Origin of the sequence: Catellatospora vulcania, assembly GCF_009720385.1 — a bacterium.
Taxonomy (GTDB): domain Bacteria; phylum Actinomycetota; class Actinomycetes; order Mycobacteriales; family Micromonosporaceae; genus Catellatospora; species Catellatospora vulcania.
In genome coordinates this window covers 655,268-669,849 of sequence record NZ_WARX01000001.1, presented here as the reverse complement: position 1 = coordinate 669,849, position 14,582 = coordinate 655,268, and the positions used below count along the sequence as shown (strand labels likewise).

Genomic DNA, 14,582 nt, shown 5'->3' with positions numbered 1-14,582 from the left:
GTCGTTCCACCGGAGCCAACAACGCGCGCGGGGAGCGCATTCCTGTTCCGGAACACGATCGTCTCGTTTCCCGCACCGCGCTGTGCGGGGATACGCCGGGCGCGCAGGCGGGCGCGCCCGGCGTACGTCAGCTCAGGCTGCCACCGTAGCGCCGAGCTGGCGGGCTGCCTCGTGCGCCTCCGCCTCCTCCGATCCAGCCTGCTCCTTGCGCCCGAGCCAGGCAACGCCGATCAGGGCGAGGCCGATCAGGGCCCACGAGGCCAGCACCCAGGCGGCCGCGCCGCCACCGGCGCCGCCGAACCAGGCGACCGAGCGCAGCAGCGTCGCCCCGGCGCCGATCGGCAGCCACTGGCCGACCTCGCCCCACGGCTGCGGCAGCAGCTCGGGGGCCGCGCCGACCGCGCCCAGCGCGTTGCCGACCAGCAGGACGAGCACCGCGCCCAGGCCGATGCCGCGTGGGCCGGCGACGCTCGCCAGGCCGTGCACGGTGGCGCTGACGGCCAGGGTGATCAGCGCGATGACACCCGCCACCGGCCACCAGTCGCCGCCGACCACGCCGAGCCAGCTCTGCAGCACGGTGGCACCGGCCGCGCCGGACAGCGCGGCGAAGGCGAGCAGCCCGATCACCCGGGCCGCGAAGCCCGTCACCGCGAAGTAGAGCGCGATCGCAGCCAGCATGGACGTGATCACCAGGGGGAAGAAGCCCGCCGCGAAGCCGCCGCCGTGCGGGTCGTCGGGGCTCAGCGGGGCCAGGTCGGTGACCGTCACCGGTATGCCGCTGCCCGCGCCCAGCTGGGCCGCGGCGGCGTTGAACAGGTTCGCGACCGCGGGCGCCGCGGCCGAGGCGGTGTGCAGGGAGATGCCGGTGGGGCTGAGCACGAAGGCGGCGTACGCCTCGCGGTCGAGCACGGCGGCATCGGCCGCGGCGGCGTCGGCGACCGCGGTGACCTCGAACGCACCAGGGCTCATCGACTCGATCTTGGAGGTGAAGGCCTCGACTGCCGGGTCCGGGCCGGCGACGACCACGGGCAGGTCACGCGGTGCCACGTTGGCGGCGGGACCGGCGAACAGGGGCAGCAGCAGTGCCTGCAGGGTCATCACCGCGGCGGCGATGCCCACCGCCAGGGCCGCCGGGGGCGGGGTGCGGCGCATGGGAAGTCTCCTTAAAACGAATGTTCGTTCTCTTAGCGAGACGATGCGCCCACCGACCGCCGGCTGTCAAGAACGATCGTTCGTTTTACGATGAGACCCATGCCACGCGTCTCCGAAGCCCACCTCGCCGCCCGCCGCCAGCAGATCCTCGACGCCGCGCGCACCTGCTTCGCCCGCAACGGCTTCCACGCCACCTCGATGCAGGACGTGATCTCCGAAGCCGGGTTGTCGGTCGGTGCGTTCTACCGCTACTTCAAGAGCAAGGAGGAACTCGTCACGGCCATCGCCGAGGAGGTGATCGGCCGGGTCAGCACCCTGCTCGACGAGGTCCGCGACCTGGACCCGCCGCCGCCGATCGACGAGGTCATGCGCCGCCTGCTGCACACCGTCGACCCCCAGTTCGGCCCGGACGGGGCGTTCCCGATGGCCCTACAGGTCTGGGCGGAGTCGCTGCGCAATCCGCAGCTGGCCGAGTTCGTCCGCGGCATCTACGGCCGGGTCCGCGCCCACTTCGACGAGATCGCCCGCGCCCAGCAGGCCGCCGGCCGGCTGCCGGCCGACGCCGACCCCGAGGCCGTCGGCGCGGTGCTGTTCAGCATGGTGCCCGGGTACGCGCTGCAGCGGGTGCTGCTGGGACAGCCCGATCCGGACACGTTCCTGGCCGGCATCAAGGCACTGCTGCACACTCCTGACCAGAACTGAGATCTCCTGTGACCTGGGAGACCCCTGCGGTTCATGCGGGCTTTGTTGACTGATGACTCAGTCAGCCAGTAGCCTTGCTGGGGAAACCGGGAGGGGTGTCACCATGGCCACGCGGGCCGTTGGGCGCAGCGAGCAGGTCTGGATCACCATGGACGACGGCGTCCGGCTGTCCGCCACCGTGCACCTGCCCGCCGGGGACACCCCGCAGCCCTGCCTGCTGGAGGCGCTGCCCTACCGCAAGGACGACATCACCTCCTCGTACACCGAGGAGTACGAGCGCCTGCGCGACGAGTTCTCGTACGCCGTCTGCCGCGTCGACCTGCGCGGCACCGGCTCCAGCGAGGGCGTCGCCGTCGACGAGTACCCGTCACGCGAGCAGGACGACCTGGTCGCCGTCATCGCCTGGCTGGCGGACCAGTCCTGGTGCGACGGCCGCGTCGGCATGTACGGCACGTCCTACTCCGGGTTCAACGCGATCCAGGTCGCCATGCGCCGCCCCCCGGCACTGAAGGCGATCGCGCCGATCTACGCGACCGACGACCGGTACACCGACGACGTGCACTACATGGGCGGCTCACTGCGGCTGCTCGACGTCGTCGACTATCCGACGTACATGATCGCGATGAACGCGCTGCCGCCGGTGCCGTCGATCGCGGGGCCGGACTGGCGCGAGCGCTGGCGCGACCGGCTCGACCGCACCGAGCCGTGGCTGCTGCGCTGGCTCGACGAGCCCGCCGACGGCCCGTACTGGCGGCACGGCTCGCTGCGCGACCCGTCGCTGCCGGACCCGGAGGGCCGCTACCACCTCGGCTACGAGCGCATCAGCGTGCCCACGATGATCATCGCGGGCTGGGCCGACGGCTACCGCAACACCAGCTTCCGCACCGTGGCGTTCCTGCGCGACGCGGGCACCCCCGCGCGGCTGCTGGCCGGGCCGTGGAGCCACATGTCCGCCGAGTCCGCGCTGCCCGGCCCGCACGTCGACCTCGCCGCCGAGCTGGCGCGCTGGTTCGACCGCTGGCTGCGTGGCGTCGACAACGGCGTGGACGCGGAGCCGCCGTACACCTTCTTCCTGCGCGAATCCGGCGGCACCCCGGAGCCGGACGCGGCGCGGGTCGCCGGGTCCTGGCGCAGCATGCCGGACTGGCCGAACACGACCTGGCGCTGCCCGCGGTCCTGGGCGATCGGCGGCGGCACCCGGGTGCTCGCGGTGCGCCCCGACACCGGCACCGCCGCGTGGAACAGCTGTGCCGGGCGGCTGCCCTGGGGCCAGCCCACCGACCAGCGCTTCGACGACGCTGCTTCACTGACCTGGGACTTCCCCGTCGACGACGCGCCGTTGACGCTCATCGGCCCTGGCCGCGTGGACCTGCGGATCGCCGCGGACCAGACCGTGGCGAGCGTGTCGGTGAAGCTGTGCGACGTCGCCGACGACGGCGCCTCGACGCTCATCACGCGCGGCTTCCTCAACCTGACCCACCGCGACGGGCACACCGATCCGGTGCCGCTCGTGCCCGGCGAGTTCGTCGACGCCGAGGTCGAGCTGGAGACCTGCGCCTACAGCGTGCTGCCCGGACGGCGGCTACGGCTGTCCGTCGCCGGGGTGGACTGGCCCAACACCATCGCGCCACCGCGGCCGGTGACGCTCACCGTCGACGGCGACGCCAGCGCGATCTCGCTGCCCCCGCCGCACGCCACCGATCCCGCCCCCCGCTACGACCAGGGGCAGCGCGCGGTCGAGGGCGACCCGGCGGGCTGGCGCATCAGCGACGACGTGGTCGACCGCGTCACCACGGCGACCGTAGAGCACGGTTCCACCTGGGACATCACCGACGGCGCCTGCACCGACCGGTACACCGGGTCGGTCACCGTCGACCGGCGCACCTGGCGGCAGACGTCGACGTCGACCGCCCGGTTCACGCTCACCTGGGGCGAGACCAGCGTGAGCACCGAATGCGCGGTCGAGCTGACCGCCGACGCCGACCGGCTGACGGTCGCGATCACGCTGCGGGCGTACGACGGCGACGCCGTCGTGAGCAAGCGCTGCTGGAACCACCAGGCGGCCCGCCGCTTCGCTTGACGTCCGCACCGCGCCGACGTCGACGTTCCTTTACTTCCTCCTCGGGAGACCTTTCCATGTCCGGCCTCGCGGTCGTCACCGCTGCCCGCCGTTACCGTGCCCTCATCGCCAGCCCGGGTGTCGCCCGGGTGGCGCTGCCGTCCCTGATCGGCCGCCTGCCCTACGGCATGGCGACCCTCGTGTTCATCCTCGCCGTCCAGCACGGCACCGGCTCGTACGCCGTGGCCGGCATCGCCACCGGCGCGCACTCGGCGATCACCGCGTTCACCTCGCCCTGGCTGGGGCGGCTGTGCGACCGCGGGCACGCCGTCGCGGTGCTGCGCGTCACCGGCGTGGTCTACGCGCTGCTGCTGTCCGGCATGGTCGCCGCGCTGTGGACGCGCCAGCCGGTGGCGCTGATCATCGGCCTGGCCGCGCTGGCCGGAGCCGCGAACCCGCCCGTCGGCGCGGTCACCCGGGTCGTGCTGCCCGGCCTGGCCCCGGCACACGTGCAGACGGCGTACGCCTTCGACGCCATCACCGTCGAGCTCACCTACGTGCTCGGCCCGGTGCTGATCGCGCTGGTCACCGCGGCCACCAACCCGTACGTCGCGGTGATCGTCACCGCGCTGCTGGCCACCGCCGGTTCACTCGGCCTGGCCGCCGCGCCTGGTTTGACCTCCCGCTATCGCGAGGTGCGCACCGCCGCGCTGGCCCGCGCGGCAACCGTCTCGGACGGCGTCACGACGAGCGCGGCCGCCCTGAAGCGGGCGCTGCGGGCCAACCGGCTGATGCGGCTGAGCATGGTCGTCGTGCTGGTCGTCGGCGCGCTGGAGGCCGCCGCGTACGGCGTGATGGAGGTGGCGATCCCGAAGTACGCCGCCGACCTGGGCGCGCCGCAGGCCGCGGGCGCGGTGGTGGCCGCCTGGAGCGCGGGCTCCATCGTCGGCGGCGTCTGGTTCTCCGGCATGAACCCGAAGCTCAGCCAGCCGAAGCTGTTCGCGCTGCTGCTGTGCCTGAACACGGTCGGTTTCGGCGCGATGCTGCTGGCCTTCGGCCTGCCCAGCCTGGCGCTGATCCTGTTCCTGGGCGGCATGGTCATCTCCCCGACCACCGCGGTCGAGTGCGCGCTGGTCACCCGGATCGCCCCGGCCGGGCGCAGCACCGAGGCCTTCACCTGGGTCGGCACCGGCATCTACGTCGGCTTCGCCGCCGGCTCCTCGATCTCCGGCCTGATCATCAACCAGGGCACCAGCCTCAGTGTCGTCATCCTGATCGCCACCGCGATGGTCGCCACCGGCGCCCTGCTGGCCGTGGCCGCCAGCCGCCGCATCGCCGCCGACGCCGACGCCAACCCCGACCCCGCCGCCCTCCCGGCCCCAGCCCCCGCCCACTGACCCGCCCCGCCCGCCGCCGCCCTCCCCCGGCGCAACTCTTAAAGACCTGCGGCCTCGTCCCGCCTCGAAAGCCGCAGGTCTTCAAGAGTTGCGACGCCGTCGCGGGCGGCCGGGCGGGGGGCTGGTCGGCGAGTTGGTGGATGGTGAGGCATGGACGGGCGTGCGTTAGGGTTCAGCGGTGGCTCGACGAACTGCTGAAGTGCGCCTGGACTCGCTGCTGCGCACCGCAGTGGACGTGATCGTCGAGCGTGGCTTCGCCAACACCCGCACCGCCGATGTCGCCAAGGCCGCCGGGGTCAGCCAGGCCCTGGTCTTCTACCACTTCACCAGCAAGGACGCGCTGCTCGCGCAGGCTTTCGCGTACGCCGCCGAGCAGGACATGGCCCGGCTGCACGCGGTGATCGACTCCAACGCGTCGTCCGTGGAGAAGCTGAAGAAGCTGGTGAAGCTGCTCGCGCCGACCGGCCGGTCCAAGTCCTGGATGATGTGGATCGACGGCTGGTCGGAGGCGCTGCGCACGCCGGAGCTGGAGAAGGTGTCGCGCCGCATGGACCTGCGCTGGAAGGAGGGCCTCACCGAGGTCATCGCCAACGGGGTCGCCGACGGCTCGTTCACCTGCGACGACCCGGCCGGCGCGGCGTGGCGCATCAACGCCATCATCGACGGCCTCGCCGTCCAGCTCACCGTCCACGAGAAGGCCATCTCCCGCAAACAGGCCTTCGAATGGATGCGCATGGTCGCCGCTCGCGAAGTCGGCCTGGACCCCTCCGCCCTAGCCTGACCTGCCCTCACCAACCTCACCCCGCCCCGCAGGCCACGCCCTGCCGCGCCCTGCCGCGCCCTGCCGCGCCCTGCCGCGCTGCGGCAGTTTCGGGGAAAGTGCACGAAAAGGCGCGCTCATAGGCGCAGTTTCCCCGAAACTGCAGACCGGCGTCGCGGTGAGCGCGAGTGGTGTCGGGTGTCGGGTGTCGGGTGTCGGGTTCGGGTCAGTCGCTGATTACTACGCGGAGCCCGCCGGTGCGGGTCTGGCCCGCCTCGATGGTCCGGGTCTGCGTATAGGCCCACGCGGCGCAGACCCCCGGATACCCCGTCGCACCCTCGCTGGTCCGCACGAACCACCGGTCGCCGTCGCCCAGCCCCGAGAACCGCAGGGTGTACGCCGCCCCGCCGGACTCGCCCCGCCACACCAGCTCCGGCTCCGCGCTCCCGTTGACCTGCTCCTCGCCGGTCAGCTCCCCCGCGGTCAGCGCCAGGTTCGCCCCCGGCGCGACCCGCCAGAAGCACCCGCCGTACCCCGCTCCGCCCGGCCGCCCGTTCGTCGCCGGGCTGCCCAGCGTCACGGTCTCCTCCGCGGTCAGCGCCCAACCGAGCTCCAGCACCCACGACCGCTCGTCGAGCACGGCAGCGGCCATGGTCCGCCGTTCCGACAGCAGCGCCTTGCCGTCCGCTCCGCGCCAGGCCAGCCGCTGGGCGAACCCGTCCGGCCGCACCTCGTCGAAGCCTTCACCGGTGATCGACCCGTGGTCGTCGAGCCAGGTGTACCCCTGGTCCCGCACGTACGTACGCCCGCCCCAGAGGTTGTTGCGGTTGACGTCCTGCATGGCCAGCGACAGCCCCAGGTGCCACCGGTGGTCGGCGGGCAGCGTGTCGGTGACCACCGTCCCGGCGAGCGTCCGGATCGGATGCAGGTGCGGCCGCGGCCCCAGCGTCGCCTCGATCCCCTGGCCCGAGTGGTACTCCGCGACCACCCGACCCGACACCGTGAACTCCACCCGGACCCGCCACCTCTCCCAGCACGGAAAGCGCTTACCGCAGGTGAGATTAGCGGGTTCCGGTGATGCCCGCCAGGGCGGCCACCGTGAGCGGGCCGAGGGTGGGCAGGTGGTAGCCGCCCTCGTGCACGGCGACGACGGGCAGGCCCAGCTCGCGGACCAGCTCGCCGGTGCGGCCGTAGCCGTCCTCGGTGACCTGGAGCGGGCTCTCCGGGTCGTCCCTGGCGGCGTCGACGCCGAGGGAGAGCACCACCGCGTCGGCCCGGTCGCCGATGAACTCGACCAGCCGGCGCACCCCGGCGAGCCAGCCCTCGTCGCCGGTGCCCGGCGCCAGCGGCACGTTGCGGTTCGCGCCCTCGCCCGCACCGGTGCCGGTCTCGTCGGCGAAGCCCGCGTAGTGCGGGAACCAGCCCTCGCCCGGGTCCACGTGCACCGAGGCGTAGAGCACGTCGGCACGGTCATAGAAGATCGACTGGGTGCCGTTGCCGTGGTGGGCGTCCACATCGACCACGGCGACCCGGGCCACGCCGGCCCGCTGCAGCGCGAGCACCGCGACGGCGGCGTTGTTGAGGTAGCACGAGCCCCCGAACCCGCTGCGGGTCGCGTGGTGGCCGGGCGGGCGGCAGATGGCGTACGCCGCCCGCTCCCCCGCGGCGACCAGGTCCGCCGCGGTCGCGGCCGCGTGCGCGGCAGCCCGCGCCGCGGGCCAGGTGCCCGGCCCGACCAGCGTCATCGTGTCGTAGCAGAACTGCCCGGCCCGCGCGTGCGTCGCCGTCGGCCGCCGCACCGGCAGCCCTTCCAGCATCGCCGGAGTCGGGAAGACGTACGGCACCACCCGGTCCTGGTACTCCAGGTAGCCGCCGTCGACCCACTGGCCGTACACGCCTTCGAGGTGCGCCAGCAGTTCGGGGGTGTGCGCCTGCGCGAGCAGCTCGTCGCCCAGCGGACGTGCCTCGACCAGCCGGGCTCCGGCGCGCACCAGCGCCGAGCGCAGCACGGTGGCCCGCTCGGGCAGCTCCGTGCCGGGCGTGCGCACGCCGATCCAGATCTCGGCCTCCGGCACGTGCCGCAGCACGTCGTCGCTCCACACCACGGGCAGGTCCAGCTTCGCCATCCCGGCATGATGCCAGCACAGACGGCCGCCGACGGGGATCGTTACTGAGTCGAGACTCAGTTAGGCTGCGCCCATGCCTCGCGTGACCGAACTCGGCATCACCATCGGTGAGCTGCCCAGCGGACCCAGCCGCTCCATCCTCGACGTGCCCGGCGTGGGCGTCGGCCATGCCACCGTATGGCGCGACGAGGACCCGCCGCCGGCCGGACGCGGGGTCGCCCGCACCGGGGTGACCGTCATCGACCCGGGCGGCAACGCGTTCCGCGAGCCGATCCCCGCGGGCGGCGCGATCCTCAACGGGGCCGGCGAGTGCACGGGCTTCATGTCCGCGCAGGAGTGGGGCCTGGCCGAGACGCCGATCTTCCTGACCTCGACGATGCAGCTGGGCCGGGTGTACGACGCCGCCTGCGAGCTGCTGATGGAGTCCGAGCCCGGCATCGGCGACGACGACGTGGTCATCCCGGTGGTGGCCGAGTGCGACGACAGCTTCCTGTCCGAGTCCCGCCGCATGCAGGTGACCCGCGACGACGTCGCCGCCGCGCTGGACGCCGCGCGCAGCAGCGCCGCCACGGCCGCCGCCGACCGTGCGGCGGGACGCCCTGTCACGCCGCCCGCCGAGGGGGCGGTCGGCTCCGGGACCGGCATGAGCTGCCTGGGTTTCAAGGGCGGCATCGGCACCGCGTCGCGCGTGCTGCCCTCGGGCCACACCCTGGGCGTGCTGGTCATGACGAACTTCGGCGAGCGCGGCCGGTTGACGGTGGCCGGGGTCCCGGTGGGACAGCTGCTGCCGCCCGCGCCCGCGCCGACCGCGCCACCGGCGGGCTCCTGCATCGTCATCGTGATCACCGACGCGCCGATCGATCCCGCGGGCTGCCGGCGGCTGGCCCGCCGCGCCGGGCTGGGGCTGGCCCGCACCGGCTCGACCGCGCACCACGCCAGCGGCGAGATCTTCCTGGCCCTGGCCACCGGCCTGCGCGCCCCGCGCGGCACCGTCTCGCCGGTCACCGCGCTGCAGGGCCGCCAGCTGGACCCGTTCTTCGCCGCAGTGGTCGAGGCAGCCGAGGAGAGCGTGCTCAACAGCCTGCTCAACGCCCCGACCGTGGTCGGCCGTAGCGGCAACTCATCCGAAGGCCTCCCGGTCGACCGCGTCGCCGCCCTGCTCGCCCTCCACTCGTAAGCGACCTGGGCCCGACCGGACCCGGCCCGGCCCGGCCCTGCCAAGGCCACCCGATTTGCCAGGCACATGTGCGAAAGCGCGACCAGGATACGCACATCTGCCAGGCAGGTCGGGTGATCGAGCCGGCCTGGCAAGGCCGACGGTTGCGACGACAGCCGCGCGCCGTCCCACCGGAGGCGATGATCCGTTTTTGTGGACGCTGGACGCTGCTCTGGCGACACCCAGCGTCCACAAAAACGGATCATCGACCGTGTCCGGGCCGTTGACCGTGAGTGAAGCGCCCCGGTAGGGTGAGCGACCGCGATGGAAAGCGTTTTCCATCTTGTTACTATCGGGCCACGAACCCCACTCGCCCACGGAGGCGGACATGTCCCCACGGCACGAACACCCCTGGTGGCGCGACGCCGTCATCTACCAGGTCTACCCGCGCAGCTTCGCCGACGGGAACGGCGACGGCGTCGGCGACCTCGCCGGCCTGCGCGAGCGCCTGCCCTACCTGCGCGACCTGGGCGTCGACGCGGTCTGGCTGAGCCCCTGGTACGTCTCCCCGATGGCCGACGCCGGCTACGACGTGGCCGACTACCGCGACATCGATCCGGTCTTCGGCACCCTCGCCGAGGCCGAGCTGTTCATCACCGAGGCGCACCAGCACCACCTGCGGGTGATCGTCGACGTGGTGCCCAACCACTGCTCCGACCGGCACCCGGCGTTTCAGGCCGCGCTCGCGGCCGGCCCCGGCTCACCGGAGCGGGAGCTGTTCTGGTTCCGCCCCGGCCGCGGCGAAAACGGCGAGCTGCCGCCCACCGACTGGGGCTCGCACTTCGGCGGCCCGGCCTGGACCCGGGTCCCCGACGGCGAGTGGTACCTGCACATGTTCGCCCCCGAGCAGCCCGACTGGAACTGGGACAACCCGGCCGTGCCCGAGGACTTCCAGGCCACGCTGCGGTTCTGGCTGGACCGCGGGGTCGACGGGTTCCGCATCGACGTCGCCGACCACCTGGTCAAGGACCCGGCGCTGCCGGACCTGGCGACGCTGCGCCCGGACGTGATCCGCCCCTGGCGCGACCAGGAGGGCGTGCACGAGATCTACCGCGAATGGCGCAAGATCGCCGACTCGTACCCGCAGCGCGGGGTGTTCGTCGGCGAGCTGTGGGACGACGACCCCGACCGGTTCACCCGCTACCTGCGCCCGGACGAGCTGCACACCGGCTTCAACTTCCCGTTCCTGTCCTGCCCCTGGGACGCGGCGGCGTTCCGTGACGTCATCGACACGACGCTGGCCACCCACGCCATGGTCGGCGCGCCCGCGACCTGGGTGCTGTCCAACCACGACGTGGTCCGCCACGCCACCCGCTACGGGCGGGCGCACACCGCCCACTCATTCGAGGACGCCAAGCACGTCGAGCCCAGCGACCTCGTGCTCGGCACCCGGCGCGCCCGCGCCGCCGCGCTGCTCACCCTGGCCCTGCCCGGGTCGGCCTACGTCTACCAGGGCGAGGAGCTGGGGCTGCCCGAGGTCGAGGACATCCCGGCCGAGCTGCTGCAGGACCCGCGCTGGCTGCGCTCCGGGCACACCGACCGCGGCCGCGACGGCTGCCGGGTGCCGCTGCCCTGGTCGGGCGACGCCAAGCCGTACGGCTTCAGCCCGGACGGCGCGGCCGCCGATCCATGGCTGCCACAGCCCGCGAGCTGGGCCAGGCTGTCGGCCGCGGCACAGACCGGGGACCGGCGCTCGATGCTGGAGCTGTACCGCCGCGCCCTGCACCTGCGCCGCACCGAGCCGGACCTCGGCGACGGCCCGATGCAGTGGCTGCCCGCCCCCGACGGCGTGCTGCACTTCCAGCGCGGCGACGGCTTCGCCTGCCTGGTCAACCTGAGCGGCGCCCCCGCCGACCTGCCGCCGTACGAGTACCTGCTGCTCACCAGCGACCCGCTGGAGGACCTGAAGGTCGCCCCGGACAGCGCCGTCTGGCTGCGCGTCGCCTGATCCTGCCCAGACGGCCCTGACGGCCCTGACCCACCTGCCCGCCCACCCGCGGCGGGCAGGTGCCACGACCATGCCCCGAACACCCTGGAGTCACCGCATGAGCGCACACATCCTCGTCGTCGGCATCGACGGGGTCCGGCTGGACACCGTCCGCGCGGCGCGCACACCGCACCTGGACGCGATCGAGCGCGAAGGGTGGCTGGCCGAGTTCGAGCTGAGCACCGACGCGCCGACGCTGTCCGGGCCGACGTGGGCGTCGGTGGCGACCGGGCTGTGGCCGCGGACGCACGGCATCTACGGCAACGTGTTCTCCGGCCACCGCCTGGACGCGTTCCCCGACGTGTTCACCACTGCCAAGCGCCGCGGCTTCACCACGTTCGTGGGGGCGAGCTGGGCCCCGCTGGTCACCACCGCGTACGGCGGCCCGATGTTCACCTCGCCCAGCCTGCTCACCTTCGCCGACGGGCACACGCTCGGCCACGACGTCGCCGACCAGCACGTCGCCGACGCCGCCGTGCACGCCCTGGGCCAGGGGGCGTTCCACGCCTCCTTCGTCTACCTGGGCGAGCCCGACGAGGTGGCGCACGAGCTGGGCACGGGAGCGGAGTACACGGCCGCGATCGAGCGCGCCGACCGCCGACTCGGCCAGGTTCTCGACGCCGTCCGCGCCCGCCCCCGGTACGCCCAGGAGAGCTGGACGGTCCTCGTCGTCACGGACCACGGGCACCGCGACGAGGGCGGCCACGGCGGCCGCAGCCGCTGGGAGCGCACGGCCTGGCTGGCCGCGTGCGGGGCGGGCGTCGGCACGAACCCGCCCGCCGACGTCAGCCACGTCTCGGTCGCCCCGACCGTGCTGGCCGTGCTCGGCCAACCGCTGATCGGGGAGAGCCACCTCGCCGGAACCTCACTGGTCCCCGAGCGCGCGACCACCCGACCGACCGCGGGCCAGGGACCGGCCGCCGAAACCGCGCCGTCCGCCGAGCACGATCGAGCCGAGCCGACCGCGCCGTCCGCCGACCACGGTCTAGCCGAGCCGACCGCGCCGTCCGCCGAGGCGGCGGACGACTTCGAGTCCGCTGCGGCGGCCTGACATGTCACTCACCGCGTTCGCTCTGGTCGCCGCGTCGGTGGTCTGCCACGCGACCTGGAACCTGCTGTCCAAACGGGCCGCTGCGGCGGGCACCGCCTTCGTCGCAGTCTGGTCCGTGGTCGCCGCGCTGATCTGGGCGCCGTTCGGCGTCTGGGCGCTGGTCACCGGCTGGGAGGCGCTCGGCTGGGGCAGCCTGGTGCTGCTCGGCGGGGCGGCGCTGCTGCACACCGGCTACTACCTGCTGCTCCAGCGCGGCTACGCGGTCGGCGACCTGTCGGTCGTCTACCCCGTCGCCCGGGGGCTCGGCCCGGTGCTGATCTGCATCGTGGCGGTGCCGTTCTTCGGCGAGGACCCCGGCCTGCTCGGCTGGGCCGGCACGCTGGCCCTGTCGGTCAGCGTCGCCCTGATCGGCAAGCCCTCCCCCGACGCGCTCAAACGCAAGGCCCCCATCCTTTACGCGCTCGCGACGGGCGTGTTCATCGCCGCGTACACCCTGTGGGACCGCAACGCGGTCGCGGTCGCCGCCCTGTCCCCGATCCTGGTCAACTGGGCCGGTGACACCGGCCGGGCGCTGATGCTGGCTCCGTGGCTGTTCCGGCACCGGGCCAGGGCGAAGCAGGTGTGGCGCGAGCACCGCCGCGAGGTGTTCGGCACCGCGATCTGCTCGCCGGGGGCGTACATGCTGGCGCTGACCGCGATGACGATGGCCCCGGTGACCGTGGTCGCGCCGCTGCGCGAGGTGAGCGTGCTGCTGGTGGTGTTCCTCGGCGCGCGGTTCCTCGGCGAGCGCGACATGTGGCGCCGCCTGACCGCAGCCCTCGGCGTCGTCGGCGGCGCGGTCGGCGTCACCATGGGCCGCGGCTGACTTCGCGCCCGGCCGCGACCACACCCGCGGCCGGGCGCGAATCGCGCCTGACGTGCCGCTCGTCACGGGTTGGCACAGCCCGGATGACGGGACGGCGGCCCTGGTAGATCAACCGATTGAGTAACCTGTGCGTATGAGAATCGGCATTGTCGGAGCCACGGGCCAGGTCGGCGGCGTCATGCGCCGGGTGCTCGCGGAGCGCAAGTTCCCCGTCGACGAGCTGCGGCTGTTCGCCTCGTCCCGTTCCGCCGGGCGCACCCTGGCCTGGGGCGACGGCGAGGTCACCGTCGAGGACGCGGCCACCGCCGACTACGCGGGGCTCGACATCGTGCTGTTCTCGGCCGGCAAGACGACCTCGCTGGCGCTCGCGCCGAAGGTCGCCGCGGCCGGGGCCGTCGTCATCGACAACTCCTCCGGCTGGCGGCTGGACCCGGACGTGCCACTGGTCGTCGCCGAGGTCAACCCGCAGGCGGCCAAGGTGCGGCCCAAGGGCATCATCGCCAACCCGAACTGCACCACCATGGCCGCGATGCCGGTGCTGCGCCCGCTGCACGACGAGGCGACGCTGACCGGCCTGATCGCCAGCACCTACCAGGCCGTCTCCGGCACCGGCCTGACCGGCGTCGACGAGCTGCACGAGCAGGCCAGCGCCGTGGTCGGCGAGGCCCGCGCACTGGCGCACGACGGCCGCGCCGTCGACTACCCGGCGCCGAAGGTGTATGCGCACCCGATCGCCTTCAACGTGCTCCCGCTCGCCGGGTCCGTGGTCGCCGACGGCACCAACGAGACCGACGAGGAGCAGAAGCTCCGCAACGAGACCCGCAAGATCCTCGGCATCCCGGGCCTGCCGGTCTCCGGCACCTGCGTGCGCGTGCCCGTCTTCACCGGACACTCGCTGCAGCTCAACGCCCGCTTCGCCAACCCGCTCAGCCCCGAGCGCGCCCGCGAGCTGCTGGCCCACGCCCCCGGCGTGATCCTGGCCGAGGTGCCCACCCCGCTGCAGGCCGCCGGCCAGGACCCGACCTACGTCGGCCGCATCCGCCGCGACGAGACGGCCCCCAACGGGCTGGCGCTGTTCTGCTCCAGCGACAACCTGCGCAAGGGCGCCGCCCTCAACGCCATCCAGATCGCCGAACTCCTCCTCGCCGACATCTGAGGTCAAAGGAAGGGCACCTTCTCAACGCTCCGCGTTGTAGAAGGTGCCCTTCTTAACGCCGGTCACGCTTTTCCACAGGCCAGACGGATGCACCACGGATGCGCGCCCGCC

At 73.2% G+C, this 14,582-nt stretch carries 12 protein-coding genes; 9 read left to right on the top strand and 3 right to left on the bottom strand.

The features are described from left to right. Positions 1-132: 132 nt before the first annotated feature. Positions 133-1,152, bottom strand: a complete 1,020-nt coding sequence (locus F6W97_RS22215; protein WP_196279265.1) for a hypothetical protein — start codon at positions 1,150-1,152, stop codon at positions 133-135. Between the two features lie 99 nt (positions 1,153-1,251). Here F6W97_RS22215 and F6W97_RS22210 point away from each other — a divergent pair, with 99 nt between their 5' ends. The 4 genes from F6W97_RS22210 (at position 1,252) to F6W97_RS22195 (ending at position 6,091) form a co-directional block, all read left to right on the top strand. Further along, positions 1,252-1,854, top strand: a complete 603-nt coding sequence (locus tag F6W97_RS22210) for a TetR/AcrR family transcriptional regulator (protein WP_155372343.1) — start codon at positions 1,252-1,254, stop codon at positions 1,852-1,854. 103 nt (positions 1,855-1,957) lie between these two features. After that, a complete protein-coding gene (locus F6W97_RS22205; protein WP_196279264.1) occupies positions 1,958-3,934 on the top strand; it encodes a CocE/NonD family hydrolase in 1,977 nt (658 codons plus the stop codon). A gap of 56 nt (positions 3,935-3,990) precedes the next feature. Next, on the top strand, positions 3,991-5,310 hold the full coding sequence (locus F6W97_RS22200; protein WP_155372341.1) for an MFS transporter: 1,320 nt from the start codon (positions 3,991-3,993) through the stop codon (positions 5,308-5,310). Between the two features lie 178 nt (positions 5,311-5,488). Beyond that, on the top strand, positions 5,489-6,091 hold the full coding sequence (locus F6W97_RS22195; protein ID WP_155372340.1) for a TetR/AcrR family transcriptional regulator: 603 nt from the start codon (positions 5,489-5,491) through the stop codon (positions 6,089-6,091). A gap of 205 nt (positions 6,092-6,296) precedes the next feature. On the opposite strand, the gene F6W97_RS22190 is transcribed toward F6W97_RS22195, so the two are convergent. Further along, a complete protein-coding gene (locus F6W97_RS22190; protein ID WP_155372339.1) occupies positions 6,297-7,082 on the bottom strand; it encodes a DUF6807 domain-containing protein in 786 nt (261 codons plus the stop codon). A 49-nt stretch (positions 7,083-7,131) separates the two neighbouring features. Continuing rightward, positions 7,132-8,196, bottom strand: coding sequence for an arginase family protein (locus F6W97_RS22185; protein WP_155372338.1), 1,065 nt, complete (start codon positions 8,194-8,196; stop codon positions 7,132-7,134). 73 nt (positions 8,197-8,269) lie between these two features. Here F6W97_RS22185 and F6W97_RS22180 point away from each other — a divergent pair, with 73 nt between their 5' ends. From F6W97_RS22180 to F6W97_RS22160, 5 genes are all read left to right on the top strand, one after another. Next, positions 8,270-9,373, top strand: coding sequence for a P1 family peptidase (locus F6W97_RS22180; RefSeq protein WP_155372337.1), 1,104 nt, complete (start codon positions 8,270-8,272; stop codon positions 9,371-9,373). 367 nt (positions 9,374-9,740) lie between these two features. Then, positions 9,741-11,360 (top strand): glycoside hydrolase family 13 protein, encoded by a 1,620-nt coding sequence (locus tag F6W97_RS22175; protein WP_155372336.1) that lies wholly within the window; start codon positions 9,741-9,743, stop codon positions 11,358-11,360. A 97-nt stretch (positions 11,361-11,457) separates the two neighbouring features. Next, on the top strand, positions 11,458-12,450 hold the full coding sequence (locus F6W97_RS22170) for an alkaline phosphatase family protein (protein ID WP_196279263.1): 993 nt from the start codon (positions 11,458-11,460) through the stop codon (positions 12,448-12,450). 1 nt (position 12,451) lies between these two features. Beyond that, a complete protein-coding gene (locus F6W97_RS22165; protein ID WP_155372334.1) occupies positions 12,452-13,315 on the top strand; it encodes a DMT family transporter in 864 nt (287 codons plus the stop codon). A 133-nt stretch (positions 13,316-13,448) separates the two neighbouring features. Then, complete coding sequence (locus tag F6W97_RS22160; protein WP_155372333.1) at positions 13,449-14,471, top strand: aspartate-semialdehyde dehydrogenase; 1,023 nt, start codon at positions 13,449-13,451, stop codon at positions 14,469-14,471. Positions 14,472-14,582 lie beyond the last annotated feature (111 nt).

What these genes read in the sequence shown, in the direction of transcription:
- F6W97_RS22215 (WP_196279265.1), bottom strand. Translation starts at nt 1,152, where the DNA reads ATGCGCCGCACCCCGCCCCCGGCGGCCCTGGCGGTGGGCATCGCCGCC.
- F6W97_RS22210 (WP_155372343.1), top strand. Translation starts at nt 1,252, where the DNA reads ATGCCACGCGTCTCCGAAGCCCACCTCGCCGCCCGCCGCCAGCAGATC.
- F6W97_RS22205 (WP_196279264.1), top strand. Translation starts at nt 1,958, where the DNA reads ATGGCCACGCGGGCCGTTGGGCGCAGCGAGCAGGTCTGGATCACCATG.
- F6W97_RS22200 (WP_155372341.1), top strand. Translation starts at nt 3,991, where the DNA reads ATGTCCGGCCTCGCGGTCGTCACCGCTGCCCGCCGTTACCGTGCCCTC.
- F6W97_RS22185 (WP_155372338.1), bottom strand. Translation starts at nt 8,196, where the DNA reads ATGGCGAAGCTGGACCTGCCCGTGGTGTGGAGCGACGACGTGCTGCGG.
- F6W97_RS22180 (WP_155372337.1), top strand. Translation starts at nt 8,270, where the DNA reads ATGCCTCGCGTGACCGAACTCGGCATCACCATCGGTGAGCTGCCCAGC.
- F6W97_RS22175 (WP_155372336.1), top strand. Translation starts at nt 9,741, where the DNA reads ATGTCCCCACGGCACGAACACCCCTGGTGGCGCGACGCCGTCATCTAC.
- F6W97_RS22170 (WP_196279263.1), top strand. Translation starts at nt 11,458, where the DNA reads ATGAGCGCACACATCCTCGTCGTCGGCATCGACGGGGTCCGGCTGGAC.
- F6W97_RS22165 (WP_155372334.1), top strand. Translation starts at nt 12,452, where the DNA reads ATGTCACTCACCGCGTTCGCTCTGGTCGCCGCGTCGGTGGTCTGCCAC.
- F6W97_RS22160 (WP_155372333.1), top strand. Translation starts at nt 13,449, where the DNA reads ATGAGAATCGGCATTGTCGGAGCCACGGGCCAGGTCGGCGGCGTCATG.